The following is a 24,345-nucleotide window of genomic DNA, read 5'->3' on the forward strand; positions in this document are numbered from 1 at the left end:
AAATGCAGGGCTTTTTTTATTGTGTTGGAGCAAGACACACTGTCGATAAATGAGTAAAATAGCGAGGTATTTTTGAGTTGATACTAGACATGACTGAACTTTTCCAAAATGATGAATATGAGCGCCGTTTTGCAGGCGTAGCCAAAATTTATGGAGAAGAGACATTCAATCACTATGAAAAAAGTCATGTCATGGTGATCGGTATTGGTGGGGTCGGCTCATGGGCAGTCGAAGCCTTAGCACGTACAGGGATTGGTGAGTTAACACTGGTCGATATGGATTCAGTGGCTGCTTCAAATATCAACCGACAATTGCCTGCAATGACCTCTACTTTAGGTCATGAGAAAATTGAAGTCATGGCGGAACGTTGCCGTTCAATTAATCCTCGGATCAAGATCAATTTGATTGATGATTATCTCAGCCCTGACAATGTGAAAGAAATTTTAGAAAATGTTCCCGATATTATTCTAGATTGCATCGATGACGTTAAAGCAAAATTTGCACTTATGTTACATTGTCGTTTTAATAAAATTCCTTTGATTATTTCGGGTGGGGCTGGTGGTAAGCTTGATCCTCTAAAAATTCGTGTTGCTGATTTATCTAAAACAGAACAAGATCCGATGCTTGCAAAATTACGGAGTCAGTTGCGCGCCAAAGGCATTTGTAAGAAACCAAAAGAAAAATTTGGCATTACTTGTGTGTATTCAATTGATAATCCTTTTTCCAGCGCTGATGTATGTGCGAGTGCAGGCTTGCGCTGTGGTGGATATGGCTCGGCTGTGGTGGTGACTTCTAGTTTTGCGATGGTCGCCGTTGCAGAAGTGTTGAAAAAGTTAGATCGGATCAAATAAGCGCTTGGTATTTTTAAGTAAAAGTTTAGATGCATTTAAAAATCATAAAAATTCAGTTAAATTAATCTGAAATAAACGTAATAACAGAGAACAATCAAAATGAGTTTTTTCAAAAAGTTATTTGGAAAGAAAGAACAACAAATACAAATCAATCGAAACCGCTATGCTGAATTTTGGCAATGGTTTGAGCAGCATCAACAGGATTTCCATCGTATTGTGGATGAGTTAAATCAAGATACCATTCAGGCAGATTTCTTTGATAAATTATCGCCTGAATTGGCCAAAGTTCATGGTGGAATTTTTTTCCTTACCGGGATGCTTGACCCACAAACAGCTGAATTGATTTTAACGCCAGATGGTGTTGTGGCGAACATTGTGTTTGTCGAGGAATTGGTGGCAGCAGCCCCTGAAATTCCCGGCTGGAAATTTACCGCACTTAAACCCGCAAGTGATATTGAGCAAACCAGTATTGGTATGCATGGTCATGAGTTTAGTCAAAAAACGCTATCATTTTATTTAAAAGACCATGAAGAATATCCAGATGAAACTGATCTGGTGGTTGTGCATGATCAATATAATGAAGCTCAAAAAGCTGAATTCTTACAAGCAGTTTATATCTTTTTGGATAATTATTTGGGTGAATATGATTCGATCACAAAGCTAGATCAAGTTTCGCTACAATTCAGACAAGATGCTGAAAAAGAATTAATGCCTATCGATCGTTTAAAGAATATTTTAATTTTAAAGAACAGTGAAATTTCTCGCTTAGACAAAATAACCCGTTCAAGTACTGATGAAGATGAATATATCAGTTTGGAGGGGGAGACCAATGAAGGTTTGCCTTTGGTGGCGATCTTAAACAGTACACTTTTAACATGGGATCAAAAGGCTTCTCATCCGTGGATACTGCTGGTAGAAATACCTTATGCTGGCCAGAATTCAAGTGGTATGCCGTCTGCAACAGATTATGAGTTGCTTAACGCGATTGAAGAAGAATTATTAGATGAGCTCAAGGATTTTGAGGGGTATTTAAATATTGGACGAGAAACCGGTAATAACTTAAGAACCATGTATTTTGCTTGTAAAGAGTTTAGAAAACCCGCCAAAGTTATAGATCAGGTGGTTGAAAAATATCAGAACAATTTTGAAATCGATGTCAGCCTATTTAAAGATAAATATTGGCGTTGTTTAAATAAGTTTGGTCGTTAACTATGCTGAAAAGTCGCTTGAAATGCGCTATAGCATTCAGACCATAAACATGGACAGCTTAGAGAATGAAGCGGCTTTTTAATCGACCTATCCCCGATCTTAAAATAAGCATATTGGCGATCCTACTGATTGGCGGAATTGCATATTATCTTTATTCAACGGTTCGTCATTTTCAGGCGGTCAACCAATTGGATGAAGCTAAAACAATAATGCGTGATATACAGAACTTGCTGGGTTGGTCAATCCTTCAACCTCAAGCGGATGCAATTCAAGTCTGTAATTTGCAAAATATCCAACAGATCAGCAAACAAGAAGAGTTTCAAAAGATCAAGCAACTGCTGGGCTGGGAGGTCAATATTCAACAACACAGCAAATATGTTGAAAGTATAAAAGTATATGCTGCGCCTGATTTACACGGCTGTATTATACGTGCTCATTTTCGAAAAGACGCCTTTGTGAGTGATGAGCTTGCTGGTAAGTATATTACTTACCAATATGATTTTAAAAAAAGCACCACAACATGCGTCACCAATATAAAAAAGTATGCTTTAGTGAAATCTTGCACGCGTTTGTAAAAAACATACTTTATCTGTTCCACTTAATCAGTCCTGTAAATAAATAAACTCAGGCTGTTGGGGCGATTTACCTGTTTGTTTTGCGATAAAACCATCATAAAGATTGAGTAAAACAACAGCGCAAATAATACAAATAAAAACCAGTAATTGTTTGGATATGCTCATACTATTTCTCTCTGATCTAAGTCGCTTTAAGTAAAGTCTAGTGAAATCAAACAATCTAATCTAATATAGAAAAAAGCAGGATTGATCTAATTTTGAGATGAATATGGCGACATTCAAACAATTTAATTATTTGATTAGAATCGTAGAGGAAGGTGGTTTTATTGCAGCTTCTGAAAAGCTGTTTATTGCCCAATCAGCTTTAAGTCGTCAAATCAAGCTTTTAGAGGATGAAGTAGGATTTGAAATTTTTGACCGCAGTGATAAAAAAATAAAACTCACTCAAGCAGGGCAGTTCTTTTATGCTCAAATTAAAAATAATTTACTGAACTTAGATCATATTATTGAAAATGCTAAAGATATTGCAAATGGACAAAATCGACTCATTAAAATTGCACACTCAAGTAGCATTAGCATGAGCTTAGAAAAAGTCAAAGTATTTGATCAAACCGCAAAGCATCTCAATGTTAATTTCGAGATCAACACCTTGTCATCTGAAGACCAAATTCTTGCACTGATGAAAGGAAATATTGATGTTGGTTTTATTCGCCCACCTGTTTTAAATCGCTTAGATGAGTTATATGCAACGACACTCTACCCTGAGCCCTTATACGTTGCACTTCATCAAAATCATATACTCGCTTCAGAACGCAGTATTAAAATCCAACAGTTAAAGCATGAAAATTTTGTTTCTACACCACATGCGGAACGGGGCGGATTAAGTTACTTGGTTGCAAACCTTTGCCTAAGTGCTGGTTTTTCTCCAAAGAAAGCGGCGGTTCAGTCCCGTAAAGTTTCACAATTACAATTAGTGGCTGCTGAAATTGGAATTTGTATTGTTCCTGAAGAATTTAGGCATATTCTGCCTAAACAGGTACGACTGATTGCTTTGGATGCTGAAAATGCATGGTCTGATGTTGTGATGGTCTGGAGTAAAAATGCAGATGGTATCATTCAGCGATGTACTGAATACATGATCAAACAGTTTCAACGATGATCTTTAAAGACCATCGTTTGATTGAAAAGATAGCTGTGGATTAAGACTGTATTGAATCGTAGAAATTTTCAGTCGTGATCAGACAGACTGTTCACGTATATAATCTTCTGTACGCTTCATGGCTTCTTTAATATTGATAATGGCATTTTCAACATCTGCAAATGTTTTGGCATTACCGCCACTTAAAGCCTGACGCCATTTACGAGCACCGGGAAGATTTTGGAATAAGCCTAAAATATGGCGTGTAATAATCGATAGAGGTGCGCCTTCTTGCATACGTTTGGCAATATAAGGCAGCATTTGATCGATAATATCAAAGCGATCAGGTAAATCTAAATTCCAAAGTTGACCTAATTCTGCCAAGAGGTAAGGATTGTGATAAGCCTCACGACCAATCATGACCCCATCAACATGCTTTAAATGTGTTTGCGTTTCAGCAAAAGTCTTAACCCCACCATTGATCTCGATCAGCAAATCAGGACGCTCTTGTTTTAAACGATACACATCTTCGTAGCGTAGTGGTGGAACATCGCGGTTTTCTTTTGGTGATAAGCCTTGAAGCAGAGCAATACGGGCATGTACGATAAAATTATCACACCCAGTTTTCGCAACGGTATCGACAAAATGGAGCATCTCTTCATAAGATTGCATGTCATCTATACCGATACGGTGTTTTACAGTAACTGGAATATCAACTGCATTACGCATTTCAGCAATACATTCTGCAACCAAGTCAGGCTCTGCCATTAAGCAGGCACCAATCTTATTGTTTTGTACGCGGTCACTTGGACAGCCCACATTTAAATTGATTTCGTCATAACCCCAGTCTTGAGCCATTTTGCTACAAGTTGCAAGATCTTTCGGATTTGAACCACCGAGCTGTAGAACAATTGGATGTTCTTCATGGTTATAGTCCAAATGACGATTTGCTCCACCGTAGATGATGGCACCTGTAGTGACCATTTCTGTATAGAGGATAATATTGGGGTTAAACAAACGTGCAAAGAAACGATAGTCACGAGTTGTCCAATCCATCATGGGTGCAACACTGATGCGAGGTTCTTTAGTGTTATCAATGGTTTTTTCAGTAATCATATTAAAAAACATACCTTTACAGTGTTGCTGATTTTGATCTATTTCGATTTTTTACGCCTCATTTAGCACTATTATTTTTGATATTTACGCCAAATTACGCCATTATAGCCTTAAGAAAACAATAAGGCGTAAATCATGGGGACAATTTCACAGCGTAAATTAGCCGATGGAACCATACGCTTTCGGGCCGAAATTAGAATAAGCCGTAAAGGGTTTGCAAATTTCAAGGAAAGTAAGACGTTTAGTTCTATGCGACTCGCTCAAAAATGGCTTGCAATGCGTGAAGAGGAAGTCGAAGAAAATCCAGATATTTTATTAGGTAGATCGGATGTGACGAATATCACTTTAGCCAATGCCATAGACAAATATCTTGATGAAGTTGGCAGTGAATATGGTCGTACTAAAACCTATTGTCTTCGCCTAATTCAGAAATTTCCAATAGCGCAATATATTATCACAAAAATTAAGCCAGCCGATATTTCAGAACATGTCGCTTTGCGTAAGGCTGGATATGCTAAATTAGATTTAAAGCCGATAGCGACAAGTACGTTGCAACATGAGTTATTGCATATTCGTGGCGTATTGTCTCATGCTTCAGTCATGTGGGATGTAAATGTTGATTTGGCAGGATTTGATAAAGCAACAGCACAATTGCGAAAGACTCGACAAATATCTTCTAGTGGTAAACGTGATCGCTTGCCGACAACGGCAGAGTTAAAAAAACTGACAGAATACTTTTATCGAAAATGGCAAAAGCCTGTTTACAGCTATCCCATGCATTTGATTATGTGGTTTGCAATATTTTCATGTCGTCGTGAGTCAGAAATTACTGAAATGTTATTGGCTGATTATGACGAGGATAATGAAGTGTGGAAAGTACGGGATTTAAAAAATCCGAATGGCTCAAAGGGTAATCATAAAGAATTTAATGTATTAGAACCTTGCCGAAAAATGATTGAACTTTTACAGGTGAAGAGTACGCGAAAACGTATGTTGAATCGAGGATATGACAAGGATTTGCTCATTCCTCTAAGTCCTAAAACGATTGGAGGTGAATTTAGAAATGCTTGTAAAATCTTGGGAATTGATGATTTACGTTTTCATGATTTAAGGCATGAGGGTTGTACTCGTCTTGCTGAGCAAGGTTTTACAATTCCTCAAATTCAGCAAGTGAGTCTACATGATTCATGGGGGAGTCTGGAAAGATATGTGTCAGTGAAAAAAAGGAAAAAGACAATAGAGTTGGATGAAGTGTTACCCTTCATTGGTGAAGAGTAACATGGTCTTGATTAGCATATTTATATTGTAGATCTAGGACGCGAGCTAGATCTTTGACATGGACAAAGTACGGAGCTTTTTGGCTATTATCTAGTCGGAAGCAAGAAAATGGAAAATCTTGATTTCTTGCTTTTTCTAACATTTTTACTTTACTGAGATGAGGGTAGTAATCCTTGACTACATCCTCTAGTTTAACTGTTGTGCTGCGGTAGCGCATAAATAAGTAATCAGATGTGGAGAGTTGTAGAGCAGCGCCATTCATGATTTTATTCCTATCATTTTGGTTGATGTGCTCACTGTAAATTTAATGGAATTTAAAAAGTAGAGTGATGCTTAATTAGTAAATAATTAGCGTATCATGCTATTTAATACATTGTTATTTAAGGGGATTTGAAGTAGTGAATTTAGACATCATTTCTGATTTGAATGATTTAGAGCAAGAAATACTTTTCACATTTAAGTATTGGTATGACTGTGATTTTGAGGCTGATATTACGCATCCCTCATATCTATTAGCTAGAGATAAAATCATACTGAGAATGCAACAAAATGATTTCTTAAAGAACCCACTTAGAGTGACAGTACTTCCACAGTTTTCAAATGATCCTAGTTTTAAACCAAATCAAATATATGATTTTTTTATAAAAATAGATTTACTAAGAAGTGAAAGAAGTAATTTATCTTCAAGAACTTGTAAACAACGGTTCTCCGAAATTTTAATGGGATATGTAGATACAATGGGGGCTTACTATTATTGTTATAACATTGGATTAGCTAGAAAAGTAAGTGCGATTCGTGCAGTTAAGGCGCGCTATGATAAAAAATTATTACCTAGGCGTGAAATTTTATACAGTGTTTTACGTGAGCAATGTGCTTTAAATGGGTGTAAGTGGAAGAGCTTGAATCAGGCTGTAACTTCAATAATTCCGACATTGATAAAAGAATTCGAAAAATTTGATGTTGATTGGGTGAAAGCCTTAATTAAGGAAAAAGAAGAAGAGTTAGGAGAGGTAATGAGTGATGGGTATAAGCATCGTAAAGTATTATCCGACAAAAAGGCTAGGCAAGTAAAAGAATTACAAAAAGAAATTGAAAATCTAACAAGCATTCTAAATTCGAAAAACCCCTCCGCTGCATTAAAGAGTTTTGGCTACAATATGCCATACAACAATACTGACTACATGGAGGAAACAATTATCCACGAGTTAAGAAAAAATCACGATTTACTGAAAGAAATTTTAATCCCAAAAAATGAAAGTTAAATAAGAGAAAATCACATTTTTACTTTTACACCCAATTATTCCCTCATATGAATCAGGGTAGAGCGACACTTATTACAGGACTCTCTTTATTGGATCGCTATTAGATTCTACAGTTCTAACTCCTCCGCATAAAGTTCACTGAGCTCACCTTGTGTTTTTAAAAGTATTGCCAGCAAAAGTAGCCTATTTTGACCTAACAGGGCTAAGAGGATTTTTGCCCTAAAAAAACTTCAATCGACATTTAAAAATTGAACAGTTGTGTTTGATTTCTGGGGTAATGGCCTCTTTGATTATTTGAATAATTGCTATAAATATTATGATTTTTGATTTATAAAATATGATTATTATGATAAAAAGTACTGAATAACATTTCAATGAAAATTTTATAAGTACTGCATCTAGAAGGTTTTAATGAATATAACTCCAACTTTATCTAAAATTTCAAAAGAAGAAATGTATATTTTATTTAGGGCTCGATATAGAAAGACTTATGATGGAGCCAAGCAAAAGGGGGTGGATCAGAATATTCTCATTTTTAGGGAATCAATAGATGTCATTCAGTTCTATGATCGTTGGCTGCTAAATATCAAGAATGATGAGGTGATGAGTAAAAGAAGATTCGAAAAAATGGATTTTAAGAGCAGAGAAAATTTCTTAAAAAATGTTGGTTCTTTGCAATATGCATCTGGATTATTGCCTGAGTGGCATGGATTGGAGATACCCGCATTTAGAAAATTTGTACAATATTTGATGGAACCAGAAGTGCAAGGCGGGTGGGGAAATCAGACAAATATTGTTATGTGGTTTAATCAGTTTTTTCAACAAAATAAATTTTGTATGAACAGCCCTCAGGATTTTAGTTCTATTCCTCGTGAGCAATTGGCACAGGTTTATTTTGAAATATCTGAATATTTAAACCCAAAAATGAAAACTGATGAAACAGTTAAACAAACATTTGCCTTGTCGGATGAAGAAGAGAGCTATTTTCAGTATTTCAAAGACACATTAGATCGAAATGGGCAAGTGTACGTCATGTGTTTGGACATTAATCTGTATGCACCTTCCGATGATTGTTCAAACAGTTACACCAGCTTATTCAAAGTACTAAAAGGTAAAATTGATGCTATACGCCAGTTGATAGCTCAAACTGAGAATTTACAAAGTTATTTATTAAAATTAGAACCGATGCAGGAAGCTGGTCTAAATTTGCATTGTATATTGATGTTTAATTGTAAACATTTGAACTTCTCAGAAGATGGGATTATTGCTCAATTAGATAAGAAAATGAAACAGGAGGCTGGTCTGTCTGCCGAAAGTTACGACCTAAAGAATTGGAATAAGCATCTTCGAGATTATCATCATAGCAATGCCGTGGGTTTAATAAAGAAGGGTAAGGGCAATGAGCTTTCACTTTATTATTGTTGGTACTGGGTTTACAGCTATTTTTTTTCTGTAGACCAAGTCATAAGCCTGAACATAGACGGCTATAATAGTAACGATGATATTTTTAAGGCTCACTCAAATAAGTCTTTAATGCCTCAAGGGGCATTACTGCAAAAGGATATAACAAAACAGATCACATTTGATGAGCTTTTAACACTTTCTAAGTGCAATAAAAGCTACGATTGCCAGCACCTCCCTCAAATAGCTCAAAATTATCTCGATAAAGTTGCATTGATGGATTTACGTTCTGTTTTACCTCCTCCTATCAGTCACAAGGATAAGATTCCACGCAGTAGCTTACTTTATTTGATGGAGCTGTTCTGTGAGACGTTGAAAACGGTTCCAGCAAAACTATTCAATGTGGTAATAACGCCAGCCACGTCTAATAAGAATCGTTCTCCTAAATTTTATAGCGATAGCATGACGCGTTTAGGGCGTATTTGGTTTGGTCTTTTCAAACACTTAAACGGTGTGGATTATCCTTTTATTCAAATAGAAATGCTTGGTTTCGAATCACAAAATGTAATCGATTTTAGGAGCTTCTTTTCTTCCAAGGCGAGTGAGTTATTGGATTTATGTAATCACACAATAGGCCCTGAAACAATTCAAAAGTATGAAGAGATATTAAGAGGTTTTAAAGCAAGTCTGAATGTGAATACTTATAACAAGCAACTTAAAGAATTAGATAAGTCATTTGAAAAGTTGTCAAAATATGGTGATTACCTTTTAGAAAAGGACATACTGGTTCATCGATTGCATCTTAAATTTGGTCGTCTGCATGGTGGTAATTTTAGCAAAAAAGAGCAATCGGCAATTTTAACAGAGTTCCTTCGGGTAGGGCGCTCAACTCAACCTTTACGTTGGTTAAGAGGGTATATACTGCGTTGGGATGAAAAAGGATTTGTAGTTGGGCAAGACAAAACGTTGTATGCAGACCTAACCTTGATTTTTAATTATGACTCAGAGTTACAGTCTATTGATATATATCAAAGTTTAGATTCATTTTTGAAAAGGTTTATTGACCAGCGCAATGAAAAATATCGAAATTCAGAGGATTTATCTCATAGTGGTTCTCTTGCTTTTATAAAAGCAGAGTTTACTTACCTTCTAGATCCCCAAGTTATTTGGGATGGAGTGATCGAACTTTCGTCAAAACCCTTAAAAATTGAGACTATAGACAAAGTGACTAGGGGAGCTTTTAAAGAAAAGTATTTGCCATATATTTGTTACAAGAGTTTATTTAGCCCAATTCAAGGTTGGGTGCCTAAAGAAAAAAGGCTAACACCAGGGCAAAAACCTAAATCAAAGCATGTGCTTGTCAAGAAAAATGACGATGAACAATCATGATTGTTTGCGTGTTTTTTCATTGAAAGCGTTGAATAACTTTAGCTCTGCTGAAAATGATCAATTTTCTATCATTCCCTAGGGTAAATTGATTGAAATGTTTCTATATTTCAATGAATCTTAGGGCATTTTTTTCTCTGAAAAGCTGTAGTAGATATTATATATATGAATTATATAACTAAAGATTAAGAATTAAAAAATACTCAAACACCTGATCTGATGAGCATATTACGGAATTACTCATCATGAATATTCATCAACACACTCTCCATGAACCAAGACTGCTGATTGAAATTGAATCCTTTACCAAGAGGATTATCAACGATGGTTTGAAGAGAGAAGACCTACCTGAACTGGTTATATTGCTAAATGCCTTTGAACAGATCTATTCCTGTAATCATGTGTATGCAGACTACGTTAGTTTATTTGAGTTCTTAGCTAGCTATGAGTTTTATGGCTTTAAGCAAATGCAAGATGGTCAATACACCTATGCATCTCTTTTAGAGATAAGGGATGAATCGATACAACATTTCAGTATGCAGTTTCAGGTACATAAACCCAAAGTGCTTAGTGATCTTCGTCAGTATAAGTTTGGTGTTAAGAGGAGATTAGGAAAACTTCGAACAGCGGTAGAGAGATTATTCCATCGTTATAGCCGTAATCTTATTGTCAGGGTGGATTTGAAGTATCACGTGGATAAACAGCATATGGTTGATATTGAAATGTTTAATCTACATGTTCAAATGCTTCGTAACCGTATGGCAAATAAGCATACGTGTTTTAAAAACCTGAAACTGAATGCTTGGTGTTTAGAGCAGGCTCCGCTAGGAAGTTATCATGTTCATTTGTTTTTGATCTATGATGGTTCTGCATCTACGTATGACTGCAAATTAGCTCGATGGGTGGGTAGGGTATGGATGGATGAAATCACGGAAGGGCTTGGTTATTATTGGAATTGTCATACGTGTAAACATGCGGATGATGACTTGGAAGACAGTCACACGATACTAGCTAATACAGACAGCATTCAGCAAAAGGAAAGTTATAAGTATCTAAATGGTTTGGGTATGATTAAACGTGAAGACTCAAGAGGATTAGAAAGACTTAAGTCTGTGTATGGCTATTTAGCTCGTATGACTGTTGAAAAGATTGAGCAACGGCTTAGAGTCCGTGTGAAAGGTATGAGGGCTTTTGGCTGTTCTTCGTGTTGATTGAGCAAAAGGTTATATCTCTCAATACACTAGGATAGGGTTATATATTATTAGCTAAAAAAGCTATTTGGGACTTTTAAGGAATTGAGTCATACTCGGCTTAATTCCTATAGGTAAAATTTGGGTATTATACTTGAGCATATATTTACATTTCGTATAAAAGTTTTATGTTAAATAAAAAGACATCTTAGAATGCATCTGTTCAATAAACAGCTAAGGTCTTCGATAAATAAAGCGAAGACCTTAATGATGAATTGAGTATATTTTCTAATAGAATCAATGTTTATAAAGAGGAAAATAAAGATCCAGGTTGTACTACATTCAAAGATTGATCGAGAAGAGCTTCTAAGAATTGCTGAGGAGCAAGCCTTTCATAAATAGATAGAAATTCTTCTGTTAATGTTAAATAATTTTCATGCTTTCCAGATACTACTTCTAACCAAATACTAGGTCGGTATCTTACTAAGATTGATAAAGCATATAAAATTACTACGGTTATACATCGATATTCATTAACAGATCCAAAAATTGGAAGTATATAACTAGTCGCAGTAAAAGGACTTCTATGTTGCTTAATTACGCTATGCCAATTTTGATTTTCTGAATGTCTTATAAGTGCTTTGAAATGTAGACCGGGACTGTCTGATTCAATATATTCTATTTGTTCTAAGGGTAAATCTAATCTTTCTAAATCCTCAATAGTTTTACTACCTGACCTATCTCGTATATGTATATATGTTGAATCTTTGGTTTTACCAAAGCTATTATTTATAGCAATATCATAGTTAAAATTAAGCCAATTTGTGGGAGTGCTAGAAACCATTCCTAATAAGTCTTCTAATTCAGGGATATGTGAAAACAACTCTATGAGAGTTATTAGATATGGACTAGATAAGTCTATGTCTGATGGTTTCTTGGGCTTTGCTTGCGGAAATTTAGAGATATCATGCCCCAAAATAGCTAACCAGTTTTTAAAAAACCCACTATATAAAATTCCTACAATGAATCCTTCAAAAGCATTATCTTCTATACTATCCTGTGTATGTAATCCATGACCAAATTTAGTCATATTTTCTACTTCTTGTAGCGATTTTGAGCCATTAGGAGATGCTAACATTTCTGCTGATGCAAAGGCTATGGCGCCATAATAAAGGCTGATAATCCTTTGATTTGATTTCTGATTTTTTGCATTCTCAAAATAATCACAACCATTCTTAACACAAAAGGCAAGGCCTATTGCTTTAGCTTTAATACATTCCATTTCCAAAGGAAGATTTTCTTTTTCATAGCGTTGAATAATCAGTTTCTCAGCTAGTCCTTTAGTTTTAAATTGGCGTATGCGGCTCCAAATTTGGTTTATTGGTTCCTCTGATTGAATAGTATTATTAAACTCTTTAGTAGTAATGATAGGCTTTTGTTGTCCACCTAATGATTTTTTACCATCAGATGCTTTTGTATTCCATGCGACTATGTGTGTTTGAATATTTTTTACTTCAATAACTTCTTTCGAGATCCCAAAAGCATAAGATTCTAGGTGGTAGAAACTACCATTTAAAACGATAAGATCAACTTCTTTATCTAACTTTTTATAGATTAAATTATCAGTAGCACAAGTATATAAAAAGCCTAATTTAAATTGAATATCTCCTTTGGTCATTTGAAGAACCAAATATTCACCGACAGGTTCTATTTGAAGAATTTCACAATTCCAAAGGTGCAGTTCAAATGGAGTAATAATTTTTGAGTGAGCATCTTTACCCAAAAGATCTAATCTTAGTTTTTTACCGTTATCCACAATGTTCCTTCACTCATAACTATTTGATTAATTATAACTCTTATCTAACCATCTTTTATTTAAATTTAGATTAATGCTTATCTTGTAAAAATTATAATTTTAAGTTTCGCTAAAATTAACATAATTGCAACTTTTGCTAAACATTATAAATTTTATAATAAATATCAATATTTTATATTAATTTTGTCTAGAGTTTAGTGAACTAGAACGACTTTTTCATGATTATTCACGTTTCACGTCTGATATTTAATTAATGTTCCACCATTTTTGTAAGCAGAACAAAATTTAGGAATTGAGTCATGCTACCTTGTAAGTGATCAATAAATATATAGAAATATAAAACAAGCTCTATTCCTAACCATCTGAATTGACTTAATTTGCCCTCACCATTATTCTTAGCATGCTGACCTACATTGTCAGTCGGTTTTGACAGACCGAAGATCCATGGCGGCTTATATATTTCTATAAGTCGTTAGAACCCTCGTGTCCCCCTTCTTTGCGGTAGGACGGGAGGGGGACGCTTTACGCGTGCTGGTTCCTTGGATCCCAGTCTGTCAACCCCTTCTCGTTCTGCCACCATAATCAATTGACAGTGATTCGGTAGAACTTCTTAATTCCAAGGAGTCCATCATGGTCATTCAAAACATTCCCTTACTGTACTGAATTCAATTTCAAACAACTGACTTTTCACCAAGCAGTTGATGGGATTTATTCGTCTCATTTTATTCATATTCGCACATCTTCCTGACTCGGGAGTATGCGTTGTCGTGTCTTAAATTTTGATTTCAATACAGAACAATACCAGAGGGGAGCTTTATGAGAATTCAAACATTCAGCATGCTTGCTGTATTCCTTTTACCTATTTTATCTGCCTGTTCATCTACGGATAGCAAAGACCGTAAAGCCTATATCGAACAATGCATGTACCCAAACGCTGCCATTAAAACCGCAGTGGAAAGTGAAGAAGCCTGTAGCTGTCGCTATGACAGTATTCGTGAACAATACGGCAAGCCGTTCTTTACTGTACCGATTAGCAGTGAAGAAGATCAACGTCGTCTGGACTTTGCCAGAGGTTATACCGTGGGTAAATGCAGAGGGTAGGAACATGCTAAATAAAAAATTACTTTTCATCATTGCTGTTGCTTTGCTTACAGGCTGTAGCTCCAAACAAGAAAAGGCCTGTCAGGAAGAAGCCAATGTGGCTGAAAGTGTGATGCAGGCTCGCTTGAGCTATGGCGGCTTTGCCGAAGCGACTTATATGCTTGCAGGCGATAACGATGAGCTGAGAGAACAACTCAGACCGATGATTCATGATGCCTTTGAATATAGTCGAGGTGGTACAGCGACCTTTGAAAAAACCAAACAAGTCTTTAAAGATAAATATTACCAACAATGCATGGACAGGCCAGCACCTTGATGTGAATGCCTAGCATATGGGGAATAGGGGGAAGAGATAAAATGAAAAAGATCATGATGTTGGCAACCATAGCCATGTTCACAGTCGGTTGTGAAAAACAACCAGAAGCAGCGCAAGCGCAGAATAACGCAGTGAAAACCGAAGCAGTCAAAGCAAAGGCTCAAACAGATCAACTGACTGAGAAAGAACTACAGGACTTGGAATCTTTAGAGAAATCACCGAGTGAAGAAACGGCAGCTACAGCAGGCTATTATCTCAGTAACCTAGAGGTGACGCCCATTGCGGAAATACGAGAATTTATTGCTAAAAGCTGGGAGGAGTGGGAAACCCTGAATAGACAAGAAGCCGAGAAGGACGCACAACAAACATCATCCGACCAAGGCGATGCATCCATGCAATATCGCATTGAAATCAAGAATCAGGTCTTTGGTGGGAAACATGAGGTTGAAACAGCCTATCTACATTTAATCTCATTGTCTGACAGCATTACACTGGATCGAGTGGTGGTGAACCGTGGTAACTGTAGAGCAGATTACCGTGATGGTGCCAATCCAATTCTGTACGGTAAATCCATGCGCTTCTTCTTAAATTGTGATCCACGGAATGTCAGAGAAGTGGTTGCAGTACTCAAGGATGGACGTGAAATTGTGATGACAGCTCAATAAGATCAGACAGTTTATAAATGCTATGAATTTGAGGGTTTTAAAGCGCATTGGAATAAATTTCACTTATATAACATAAAGATGAATCAATACACTGAATGCGTTTGTTGAGCCAATTACATAAGGCTTAATAAGCACATTCACAAGACAAATCTGAATCAGGCTGCTGGACTTCATTCCAATCAAGGGATGGGGTTCAGCAGCCTTTTTTGTTTATAAGGAAACAATCACATGGCACATCAACTTGAACAAATGGCGTATGTAGGCGAAACCCCTTGGCATGGCTTAGGGAATCAACTGACCCAAAATCAACCGATTGAAGTCTGGGCACAACAAGCAGGCATGGATTGGCGCATTGAATCTTCCAATGTTAGCTATATGGCACAAAATGAACGAGGGCAAAGCATCATCATGCCCTATGAAGAACAGCGAGTGCTTTATCGTTCAGATACCCATGCACCCTTGTCTGTGGTTAGCCAACGCTATCAGGAAGTGCAACCCAAAGAAATTCTACACTTCTACAAAGACCTGACTGAACAATCAGGTTTTGAATTAGAAACCGCTGGGGTACTCAAAGGTGGAAAGAAATTCTGGGCATTGGCACGAACAGGACAGACTTCAGCACTCAAAGGTAAAGATGTCAGCAATGGTTATATTCTCTTAGCCACCGCTTGTGACGGAACCCTAGCCACCACCGCACAATTCACCAGTATTCGCGTGGTGTGTAATAACACCTTAGCCATTGCTTTAAAAGGACAAAACTCCAGTGCAGGTGTGGTTAAAGTCCCCCACAGCACCAAATTCGATGCTGAGAAGATTAAACAACAACTGGGTATTTCAGTCCGTGCATGGGATGAACATATGTATGAAATGAAACAACTGAGTCAGCGTAAAGTCACGCAGACTGAAGCTGCTGCTTATTTCGATGCGGTGTTTAATAACACCAGCCTCACACCTACAGAACAGGATGACGGCATTATTCAGTTCTATCGTAATGTTGCCAATCAGGCTGAGACCACAAAAACCGAACCCAATGGACGTGCGATGTCTAAAGTCATGACCATGTTTAATGGACATGGACGAGGGGCTGAACTCAGTTCAGCTAAAGACACCGCCTATGGCTTATTGTGCTCGATTACAGAGTTCTGCGATCACGAGCGTCGTGCCATGAGCCAAGATCATCGACTTGATTCTGCTTGGTTTGGTGCAGGGGCAGGCTTAAAACAACGTGGATTGGAACAGGCTCTAAGGATGATTGCTTAAGTTTGCTTTAAGCTTTTGAGATTAAATTAAAAATTGTCAATCAAGCAAAGTTTATGTTGCACCACCTCCAGAGCATAAACCCTTTATAGCCACATCACACGATGTGGCTTTTTTTATGCCTGCTATTTTTAATCCATCCAATTGTTCAACTCCAGCTTATTCACAACAGCAAGCCACATCTTTGAATGTGGCTTTTTTATGCCCGAAATTTACAAAATAGGAAATGATCATGAATACAGCACTAAACACACCTCTGAAAGTAACACCGAATCCAATGGTCAATATTCATACCCATCGTCCCAAGCTGTTTACCGCTAAACGCTTTGTGGATACCAAGAAACTCAGCCAAGCCGAATGGTTAGCAGTACGTCGACAAGGCATCGGTAGCAGTGATTGCGCCGCAGCCTGTGGACTCAATCCCTATATGTCGATGCTGGAACTGTGGATGATTAAAACAGGTCGAATCAAACAATCCATCGAAGATGAAAGCGAAGGGCATGCACCTTTGTATTGGGGCAAACGGCTTGAACCCTTGGTCGCTGAATACTACAGCATGCACACCAACTACAAAGTCCGTAGAGTCAACGCAGTGCTACAACATCCCGAAGCTGATAAACATTTCATGCTCGCCAACTTGGATTACTCGGTGACAGGTGATGCAGATGTGCAAATATTGGAATGTAAAACTGCAGGGGAATATGGGGCCAAGCTGTGGCGAGACGGTGTGCCTTTATACGTGCTGTGTCAGGTACAACATCAATTGGCAGTGACAGGTAAGAAAGCAGCCCATATTTGCGTACTGATTTGTGGACATGAAACCCGAATCTTTAAAGTGACCCGTTCTGAATCGGTGATTCAACACATCATCGATGCGGAGCGTTACTTCTGGGAATGTGTGGAAAAGGATACCCCACCTGAAGCCGATGCCAGTGAATCGGCAGCCAAAGCCTTACAGCTTTTATATCCTGAACACGTCCCACTTAGCACCACAGACTTATCCGAAGATACACAAGCCAATCAACAGTTTGAGCAATTGATTCAAGCACGCAATCAAATTGAAAAGCATCAGGAGCAATTCGATCTGCTGAAACATCAACTGCAAGCCAAGATGCAGCAGGCTGAACGCGCAACATTCTTAACAGGCTCAGTGACGTGGAAAAAGTCCAAAGACTCAATCAGCTTAGACAGTAAGGCATTACTGAAACAGTACCCTGAATATTTGAGTCAATTTCCACAAAGCAAACTAGGTTCACGGCGTTTCAACATTTATGCCAATGATGATTGAAGCCGATTTAGCCTAAGCAAAATACAAGACACCACCTAAAAATCCCATGCCTCAGCGCATGGGATTTTTTATGTCCATTTCATTTTTAACCAAACAACACATTTAAACGACAGAGGAAATTACTATGATTAAAGGTTTAGCAATCACACCACCCATACTTGGCAGAATCAGTATCGGCAAGGTCGTGGAAAAGAATGGCAAACGACTGCCCGAAAAGGATGACCAATTTACCATTACTAGCCAAATTCAAGGCAAAGAAGGTTGGGTCAAGCATCCACTCGATGAACAACTTCGTGCGAAAGCACCGAACCAAAAGCTCAGAACCATACCAGTCCGTATGATCTTTAATGATCCTGAACTCAATCTACGTGCAGAGTACAGTTTATTTGATCGTCAAACAGGGCGTCCTGTTTGTGTGGGTAATGGTGAAACATGCCAACGACTCACTAATCAAGGGATTGAACAACATCCATGTCCATCACCTGACTTATGTCCTTTGGCACAAGGTGGCAACTGTAAACCTTATGGAAGGTTACATGTCAATTTAGATGAATCGGATGAACTGGGTACATTTATCTTTAGAACCACAGGTTTTAACAGCATTCGCACTTTGGCAGCACGACTCAGTTACTACCATGCAGCCTCCAATGGCTTATTGTCCTGCTTACCGTTGCAATTGACTTTAAGAGGTAAATCCACCACACAAAGTTATCGTACACCTGTGTATTACGTGGATTTAACACTACGTGATGGCGTGAATCTGCAACAAGCCATTCAAATGGCAAAGGATATAGATCAGCAAAGCAAAGCTTCTGGATTTAATCAAAGTGCATTGGATGCAATAGCACGGCAGGGTTATGGCAATGCACGGTTTGAGGTGAATTCGGAAGAGGGATTGGATTTGGTGGAGGAGTTCTATACGGATGAGGGTATTGAAGCTGAACAAATGAAACCTGAGTCGAAACCCAAGGTTAAAGCAAAGTTCAATCATGGGGATGGTTTTGTGCAGGATATTCAGCAAGGGTTGCAGGGGAGTGTGAGGGCAGTGAATTGAAGCTAATCGTAAAGAATCATTAGATTCTTTACGAGTTATACACTCGATTTATTTTTTATCATATTTAGTATCAATAGCTTATAGAGCTATCGTATTAAGTCTAAACTTTGTCTTTATTCAAGCTAAATTTTTCAATACACCACATCTATCAACTGTGCATGAACCATCGCATGTCTTTCTTATATCTAATAATTGTTCAATTAGTTTTTGCTGATTTTTGATACTTTCTTGTACATCTACAATATGTGCGTCAATTAATTCATTTACTTCTGAACAGTTTTGGGTGGGTAAATCTTTATAAGAAAGCAATCTTTTGATTTCATTAAGATTCATATTTAGAGAGCGGCAATTAACTATAAATTTTAATCGGTCGATATAAGCTTCGGAGTACATTCTATAGTTCCCCTCAGTTCTTTCAGGCTGAGGAATAAGACCCTCCTTCTCATAGAATCTAATAGTTAGTACTGAACAAGAAGTTTTCTCAGATAACTCACCTATTTTTAAAAACATTGAAATCAACCAAATCTAGCTTGACTCTATAGTAGCTATATGGATTCTAATATGCAATAAGTGAAAATATGACTATAGGCACATCTATGAGTGGTTGCGGTTGTAATGACGGTTCTTGTGAAGACACTAAACCCAAACAAAATATATCTGAAACCGATTCTTGTAGTGGTACAGATTTAAATACTGAAACAAATAAAAAGTCTTGTTGTGATAAAGGTATTGCTAGCGAGTCTAAAGAGCAGATCACTGTAGATGCTTGTGGTGGTAGTCAGCCTTGTTCAGCAAAGGCTAAATCATGCTGTGGAACTGATACAAGTAATCAGCAACAAAATATAAATAAAGAAACAGGCAGAGCAGCCCTCATTAGCGACTATACCATTCCTAAAATGGATTGTTCCGCAGAGGAGCAGATGGTCAGAATGTCTTTGTCCTCTTTAGAAAGCGTTAATAGTTTAATTTTTGACTTACCAAATCGAAATCTAAAAGTTTTGTATGAAGGCAATACTGATTTAATTACGTCAAAACTTGAAGCACTCGGATTTGGAGCAAAGTTAAATTCAACTGAAATCTATAATGATAATAAAAACTCGAAACAGACCAGTACCTATATTATCCCTAAAATGGATTGTTCCGCAGAAGAGCAAATGGTGCGAATGGCTTTAGCACCATTGAGTGAGGTAAAAGCCTTAGTTTTTGATCTTCCGAATAGAAAATTACAGGTTTTCCATACCGATGGAATTTCAGAAATCACAACGAAACTTGAGGGACTCGGTTTTGGAGCTAAGCTTGAAAGTACTGTTGAATCAATAAGAACTTTACCAGATAGTCCTGATCCAACTCGGCAAGCTAAAGTGCTCAAAATACTACTCGCAATTAATGCAGTGCTTTTTGTCATTGAATTTATTAGTGGCATTATTGCCGCTTCCACAGGGTTAATTGCAGACTCTCTTGATATGTTTGCTGATGCTGCCGTTTATGGCATTGCACTTTATGCAGTAGGTAAAGCAGCAAAATATCAAGTGCGGGCAGCTCATTTCGCTGGTTGGATTCAGCTCATACTCGCTGTAATTGTAATTGTTGATGTCGTTAGACGATTTATGTTTGGAAGTGAACCTGAATCTAATCTTATGATTATTATCGGATTCTTTGCACTTATAGCGAATGTCAGTTGTTTGTATCTCATATCAGGGCATAAAGATGGTGGAGCTCATATGAAGGCAAGTTGGATTTTCTCAGCGAATGATGTGATCGTTAACATGGGCGTAATCCTCGCAGGCGCACTCGTTGCTTGGACAGGTTCAGCTTACCCTGACTTGATTATTGGAATTATTGTTTCTTTATTCGTGCTGAATGGTGCTCGAAAAATTTTGGCTTTGAAATAGGACGATTAATCATGAACTTATTTCAAGTGAAACCTAATCAGTTTGCAAAAATTATTGATCTCAAAAAAGGGGAACAATACAGCAACAACGATCCTGTACTTGAAAGGCTTGAGTTACTGGGTTTTAGAGTTGGTGAATCGCTGCAAGTCCTCGAAAAAGGTCTATTCGGTGGTGATCCGATCTTAGTCCAAATTGAAACATCGCGCTTTGCCCTAAGAAAAAATGAAGCTGAACGAATTTTTGTAGAGATTGTCAATGAACACTAAAAATATTGCACTCATTGGTAATCCCAATTGTGGTAAAACCTCACTGTTTAACACCCTTACTGGTACTCGGCAAAAAGTTGCAAACTATGCAGGTGTGACTGTTGAACGTAAGGAAGGTTTCTTTAAGTTACCTTCAGGAGACACTGTTCGAGTATTGGATTTGCCCGGGACTTATAGTTTAAAACCAAGTAGCTTAGATGAAGAAGTAACAAGAGCTGTCTGCTTCGGTGAGCTAAAAGGTGAAGTATTACCTGACATTTTTGTTTGTGTTGTTGATGCTACAAATCTTCACCTTCATTTAAGCCTAGTACTAGAGGTCAGAGCGTTAAATAGACCGATGTTACTCGTCTTGAATATGATGGATGAAGTAAAAAAACGTGGAATTTCAATTGACACCTCAAAACTATCACAACTTTTAGGAGTGCCTGTTGTTGAATCCATCGCTGTGAAAACAAAAGGGATTCAGGAGCTATTAACGCAGTTAGATCAAAAAAATCTATTTGTTGCACCTTATCATTCTGAGCTAAATCATTTTGATCAGATTAAATACATTACTAAGCAAGTTATTTTAAAAAATGACAGTGGTGATAAACGAACTGCATTTTTAGACAAAATATTTTTACATCCTGTCTTTGGCCTACTAATTTTAACGCTGACCATGTTTGTCATGTTTCAGGCCGTTTTTATTTGGGCACAGCCTTTCATTGCTTTTATTGAAGACTCAATTACTTGGCTAAGTGGTGCAATTGGCCCCTTGATTTCGCATCCACTATTAAGAAGTTTGATTGTTGATGGTGTGATTGCGGGTGCAGGCAGCGTTCTAGCCTATATGCCTCAAATTCTTATCCTTTTCTTCTTTATTTTGATCTTAGAGGAATCGGGTTATTTGCCAAGAGCAGCCTTCTTATTAGACAAACTTATGTCTAAAGCAGGGTTAAGCGGTCGTTCATTCATTCCATTACTTTCCAGTTTCGCTTGTGCTATTCCCGGAGTCATGGCAACAAGAAGTATTAGCTCTGAACGAGATCGTTTAGCAACGATTATGATTGCGCCATTAATGACATGTTCTGCTCGACTACCTGTATATGCTTTATTAATAGCCGCGTTCATTCCTAATAAGTTGGTTTATGGGTGGCTCAGCTTACAAGGTTTAGTCCTGTTTGGACTTTACATGTCAGGAATCATATCTGCGCTATTGGTTTCTTTATTTTTAAAGTTAGTTCGAAAAGATAAAACTGAAAGCATTTTTATTTTTGAATTACCAACTTACCGTTTACCAGATATTAGAAATGTTGCATTAGGCCTATATGACAGAGCAACAATTTTCTTAAAGCGAGTTGGTGGAATTATTGTCGCTTTATCAATTTTGTTATGGGTACTCGTGACATTCCCTCAGCCACCAGATAACGCCACAATGCCTGCAATTAATTACAGCCTAGCAGGGCAATTGGGGCACATCATTCACCCTATTTTTGCCCCAATCGGCTTTACATGGGAAATTTGTATTGCGCTCATTCCTGCAATGGCAGCCCGTGAAGTAATTATTGCTGCATTAGGTGTGATTTACGCTATGTCTGGGGATGAAGATACAGTCACACAAACTCTGCTCAGTCAAATTTCTGGGCCTGATGGATGGGGACTTGCAACAGGCTTATCACTCTTGGTTTGGTTTATTTTTGCACCTCATTGTCTTGCAACATTAGCAACAATCAAGCGTGAAACAGGTAGTTGGAAACAACCAATTACTATGGCTACCTATCTGTTTTCACTAGCATATTTCTTCTCTTTTGTTACGTATCAGATTGCTAGCCGCATATAGTTAAGTTGAAAATCGAACAGCGGTGAAATTATCGCTGTTTGTATCTTCTTAATTAAAGTTAGAATTTTGAAGTAGAAGTTTTATTATGAAAATGGGTATATTGGGAATTGCATATATATGTTTATTCGTATATAAATATATTTAAAGATCCTGTTGAGTTTGAGCAAATGTCTGCTACTCCAAACGTTAAAATTTATCACAACCCTGAATGTGGTACATCACGTAATACATTGGCATTAATTCGTAATGCCAATATTGAACCTGAAGTTATTGAATATCTTGTCAATCCGCCATCTAAAAGTGAGCTTATTCAGCTGATTGCGGATGCGGGTTTAACAGTGAGAGAAGCGATTCGTAAAAATGTTGCTCCATATACAGATTTAGGAATTGATCAAGAGGATTGGACTGAAGATCAATTGCTTAACTTTATGCTTCAGTATCCAATTTTGATTAACCGTCCATTCGTGGTGACTGAACTAGGCACTCGCTTAAGCCGCCCGTCAGAAGTGGTTTTGGATATTTTGCCATTACCGCAAAAGGGTGCTTTCACTAAAGAAGATGGTGAACAAGTGATTGATGAAAATGGTCAGAGAGTAAATTAAAAAATTTAATTTTTGTATATGATTATCTGTATATCCAAATGAATAAATAGGTAGCAAAGATGGATCAAGTTAATTTTTTTAAATGTTTATCAGATGAAACCCGTCTCAATATCGTGACTTTAATTGCTGAGAATAGAGAACTCTGTGTCTGTGATCTGACAGAAAAGCTACAACTGAGCCAACCCAAGATTTCGAGGCATTTGGCGTTATTACGTTCTTCAGGATTGTTGCAGGACAGACGACAAAGCCAATGGGTGTACTACAGCATTAATCCACAACTACCAGCTTGGTGTTTTGAAATTCTAGGCACTTTACAAAAAACATCACCCAATCAAGTTGTGGTCGATACCAATATGTTTCCTATAAATAGTTATTGTGAGTAATAGATTATGAAATTCCTTTTTTTGTGTACTGGAAATAGTTGCCGTAGCATTTTGTCTGAAGTGCTGTTTAACAGTCGTGCGCCTGCAAGTTGGAAAGCGTACAGTGCAGGCAGTAAGCCATCTGGACAGGTACATCCATTGACCATTGAAACGTTAGAAAACTTAGGGCTTTCGACCGATGGTTTGTGGAGCAAAACCATTGATGATTGTGAACAATATCAGCCTGATGTGGTGATTACCGTGTGTGATTCAGCAGCGCAAGAAGCGTGTCCGCTTTATTTGGGTGGAGCGATCAAGGCACATTGGGGCTTGGCTGATCCATCACACTTAGACTTACCTAAAGAAGAAAAACTAAAAGCATTCCAAGTGACTGTAGACCATATCAATCGTCGTTTAGATGCATTGTTGGCACTGGATACAGCGCATATGTCTCGTTCTGAATTGATTGCTGCAATCAATCACATCTCAGATATTGAATGA

General features: G+C 37.5%; 25 protein-coding genes. 20 read left to right on the forward strand and 5 right to left on the reverse strand.

The annotated features are described in order from the left end of the window. Positions 1 to 89 precede the first annotated feature (89 nt). The 3 genes from MTO68_RS02905 (at position 90) to MTO68_RS02915 (ending at position 2,635) form a co-directional block, all read left to right on the forward strand. The gene (locus MTO68_RS02905) at positions 90 to 851 is read left to right on the forward strand and encodes a tRNA threonylcarbamoyladenosine dehydratase (RefSeq protein ID WP_244014944.1); all 762 of its coding nucleotides are present in this window, start codon (positions 90 to 92) and stop codon (positions 849 to 851) included. 99 nt (positions 852 to 950) lie between these two features. Beyond that, positions 951 to 2,060, forward strand: coding sequence for a DUF695 domain-containing protein (locus MTO68_RS02910; protein ID WP_244014946.1), 1,110 nt, complete (start codon positions 951 to 953; stop codon positions 2,058 to 2,060). A gap of 65 nt (positions 2,061 to 2,125) precedes the next feature. Continuing rightward, a complete protein-coding gene (locus tag MTO68_RS02915) occupies positions 2,126 to 2,635 on the forward strand; it encodes a hypothetical protein (RefSeq protein ID WP_239046479.1) in 510 nt (169 codons plus the stop codon). Positions 2,636 to 2,662: 27 nt separating this feature from the next. On the opposite strand, the gene MTO68_RS02920 is transcribed toward MTO68_RS02915, so the two are convergent. Beyond that, positions 2,663 to 2,800, reverse strand: coding sequence for a hypothetical protein (locus tag MTO68_RS02920; RefSeq protein ID WP_209826904.1), 138 nt, complete (start codon positions 2,798 to 2,800; stop codon positions 2,663 to 2,665). Positions 2,801 to 2,903: 103 nt separating this feature from the next. On the opposite strand from MTO68_RS02920, the gene MTO68_RS02925 reads away from it, so the two are divergent. Further along, positions 2,904 to 3,794 carry a LysR family transcriptional regulator gene (locus MTO68_RS02925; RefSeq protein WP_239046478.1) on the forward strand — a complete coding sequence of 297 codons (891 nt, stop codon included), beginning with the start codon at positions 2,904 to 2,906 and terminating at the stop codon, positions 3,792 to 3,794. 78 nt (positions 3,795 to 3,872) lie between these two features. Here the strand turns inward: MTO68_RS02925 and dusA are convergent, their stop codons facing one another. Beyond that, a complete protein-coding gene (dusA, locus tag MTO68_RS02930; protein ID WP_244014948.1) occupies positions 3,873 to 4,889 on the reverse strand; it encodes a tRNA dihydrouridine(20/20a) synthase DusA in 1,017 nt (338 codons plus the stop codon). 135 nt (positions 4,890 to 5,024) lie between these two features. On the opposite strand from dusA, the gene MTO68_RS02935 reads away from it, so the two are divergent. After that, positions 5,025 to 6,167, forward strand: a complete 1,143-nt coding sequence (locus MTO68_RS02935) for a tyrosine-type recombinase/integrase (RefSeq protein ID WP_005312143.1) — start codon at positions 5,025 to 5,027, stop codon at positions 6,165 to 6,167. On the opposite strand, the gene MTO68_RS02940 is transcribed toward MTO68_RS02935, so the two are convergent. After that, complete coding sequence (locus MTO68_RS02940) at positions 6,151 to 6,429, reverse strand: pyocin activator PrtN family protein (RefSeq protein ID WP_005312148.1); 279 nt, start codon at positions 6,427 to 6,429, stop codon at positions 6,151 to 6,153. The two genes, MTO68_RS02935 and MTO68_RS02940, sit on opposite strands and share 17 nt — an antisense overlap. Before the next feature lie 136 nt (positions 6,430 to 6,565). On the opposite strand from MTO68_RS02940, the gene MTO68_RS02945 reads away from it, so the two are divergent. The 3 genes from MTO68_RS02945 (at position 6,566) to MTO68_RS02955 (ending at position 11,427) form a co-directional block, all read left to right on the forward strand. Next, positions 6,566 to 7,429: a hypothetical protein gene (locus MTO68_RS02945; RefSeq protein WP_009585781.1), complete on the forward strand. Its 864-nt coding sequence runs from the start codon at positions 6,566 to 6,568 to the stop codon at positions 7,427 to 7,429. A gap of 411 nt (positions 7,430 to 7,840) precedes the next feature. Continuing rightward, positions 7,841 to 10,219, forward strand: a complete 2,379-nt coding sequence (locus tag MTO68_RS02950; protein ID WP_009585731.1) for a hypothetical protein — start codon at positions 7,841 to 7,843, stop codon at positions 10,217 to 10,219. A 242-nt stretch (positions 10,220 to 10,461) separates the two neighbouring features. Continuing rightward, complete coding sequence (locus MTO68_RS02955; protein ID WP_009585655.1) at positions 10,462 to 11,427, forward strand: inovirus-type Gp2 protein; 966 nt, start codon at positions 10,462 to 10,464, stop codon at positions 11,425 to 11,427. 283 nt (positions 11,428 to 11,710) lie between these two features. Here MTO68_RS02955 and MTO68_RS02960 read toward each other — a convergent pair whose 3' ends face one another. Then, positions 11,711 to 13,222: a YaaC family protein gene (locus tag MTO68_RS02960; protein ID WP_009585778.1), complete on the reverse strand. Its 1,512-nt coding sequence runs from the start codon at positions 13,220 to 13,222 to the stop codon at positions 11,711 to 11,713. 816 nt (positions 13,223 to 14,038) lie between these two features. On the opposite strand from MTO68_RS02960, the gene MTO68_RS02965 reads away from it, so the two are divergent. From MTO68_RS02965 to MTO68_RS02990, 6 genes are all read left to right on the forward strand, one after another. Continuing rightward, the gene (locus MTO68_RS02965) at positions 14,039 to 14,323 is read left to right on the forward strand and encodes a hypothetical protein (RefSeq protein WP_009585676.1); all 285 of its coding nucleotides are present in this window, start codon (positions 14,039 to 14,041) and stop codon (positions 14,321 to 14,323) included. Between the two features lie 4 nt (positions 14,324 to 14,327). Beyond that, complete coding sequence (locus tag MTO68_RS02970; protein WP_009585749.1) at positions 14,328 to 14,639, forward strand: hypothetical protein; 312 nt, start codon at positions 14,328 to 14,330, stop codon at positions 14,637 to 14,639. Positions 14,640 to 14,680: 41 nt separating this feature from the next. After that, positions 14,681 to 15,304 (forward strand): hypothetical protein, encoded by a 624-nt coding sequence (locus MTO68_RS02975; RefSeq protein ID WP_244014949.1) that lies wholly within the window; start codon positions 14,681 to 14,683, stop codon positions 15,302 to 15,304. Positions 15,305 to 15,532: 228 nt separating this feature from the next. Next, on the forward strand, positions 15,533 to 16,564 hold the full coding sequence (locus tag MTO68_RS02980) for a DUF932 domain-containing protein (RefSeq protein ID WP_009585679.1): 1,032 nt from the start codon (positions 15,533 to 15,535) through the stop codon (positions 16,562 to 16,564). Between the two features lie 229 nt (positions 16,565 to 16,793). Beyond that, positions 16,794 to 17,849 carry a lambda-exonuclease family protein gene (locus tag MTO68_RS02985; protein ID WP_009585773.1) on the forward strand — a complete coding sequence of 352 codons (1,056 nt, stop codon included), beginning with the start codon at positions 16,794 to 16,796 and terminating at the stop codon, positions 17,847 to 17,849. A gap of 124 nt (positions 17,850 to 17,973) precedes the next feature. Continuing rightward, entirely contained in the window at positions 17,974 to 18,903 is a 930-nt protein-coding gene (locus MTO68_RS02990; RefSeq protein WP_009585702.1) for a hypothetical protein, read from the forward strand. Between the two features lie 117 nt (positions 18,904 to 19,020). On the opposite strand, the gene cadR is transcribed toward MTO68_RS02990, so the two are convergent. After that, positions 19,021 to 19,413: a Cd(II)/Pb(II)-responsive transcriptional regulator gene (cadR, locus tag MTO68_RS02995; protein WP_005312186.1), complete on the reverse strand. Its 393-nt coding sequence runs from the start codon at positions 19,411 to 19,413 to the stop codon at positions 19,021 to 19,023. Positions 19,414 to 19,499: 86 nt separating this feature from the next. On the opposite strand from cadR, the gene MTO68_RS03000 reads away from it, so the two are divergent. The 6 genes from MTO68_RS03000 to MTO68_RS03025 all read left to right on the forward strand — a co-directional run bounded on the left by MTO68_RS03000 (position 19,500) and on the right by MTO68_RS03025 (position 24,345). Beyond that, a complete protein-coding gene (locus MTO68_RS03000) occupies positions 19,500 to 20,795 on the forward strand; it encodes a cation diffusion facilitator family transporter (protein ID WP_009585719.1) in 1,296 nt (431 codons plus the stop codon). A gap of 11 nt (positions 20,796 to 20,806) precedes the next feature. After that, positions 20,807 to 21,061 carry a FeoA family protein gene (locus MTO68_RS03005; RefSeq protein WP_009585673.1) on the forward strand — a complete coding sequence of 85 codons (255 nt, stop codon included), beginning with the start codon at positions 20,807 to 20,809 and terminating at the stop codon, positions 21,059 to 21,061. After that, positions 21,051 to 22,880, forward strand: coding sequence for a ferrous iron transporter B (locus MTO68_RS03010; RefSeq protein WP_009585756.1), 1,830 nt, complete (start codon positions 21,051 to 21,053; stop codon positions 22,878 to 22,880). Before MTO68_RS03005 ends, MTO68_RS03010 begins: the two co-directional genes overlap by 11 nt. A 167-nt stretch (positions 22,881 to 23,047) precedes the next feature. Further along, on the forward strand, positions 23,048 to 23,482 hold the full coding sequence (arsC, locus tag MTO68_RS03015) for an arsenate reductase (glutaredoxin) (RefSeq protein ID WP_005312198.1): 435 nt from the start codon (positions 23,048 to 23,050) through the stop codon (positions 23,480 to 23,482). Between the two features lie 59 nt (positions 23,483 to 23,541). Next, positions 23,542 to 23,865, forward strand: a complete 324-nt coding sequence (locus MTO68_RS03020) for a metalloregulator ArsR/SmtB family transcription factor (protein ID WP_244014951.1) — start codon at positions 23,542 to 23,544, stop codon at positions 23,863 to 23,865. A gap of 6 nt (positions 23,866 to 23,871) precedes the next feature. After that, on the forward strand, positions 23,872 to 24,345 hold the full coding sequence (locus tag MTO68_RS03025) for an arsenate reductase ArsC (protein ID WP_009585692.1): 474 nt from the start codon (positions 23,872 to 23,874) through the stop codon (positions 24,343 to 24,345).

Source organism: Acinetobacter sp. NyZ410 (assembly GCF_022828975.1).
Classification (GTDB): domain Bacteria; phylum Pseudomonadota; class Gammaproteobacteria; order Pseudomonadales; family Moraxellaceae; genus Acinetobacter; species Acinetobacter guillouiae.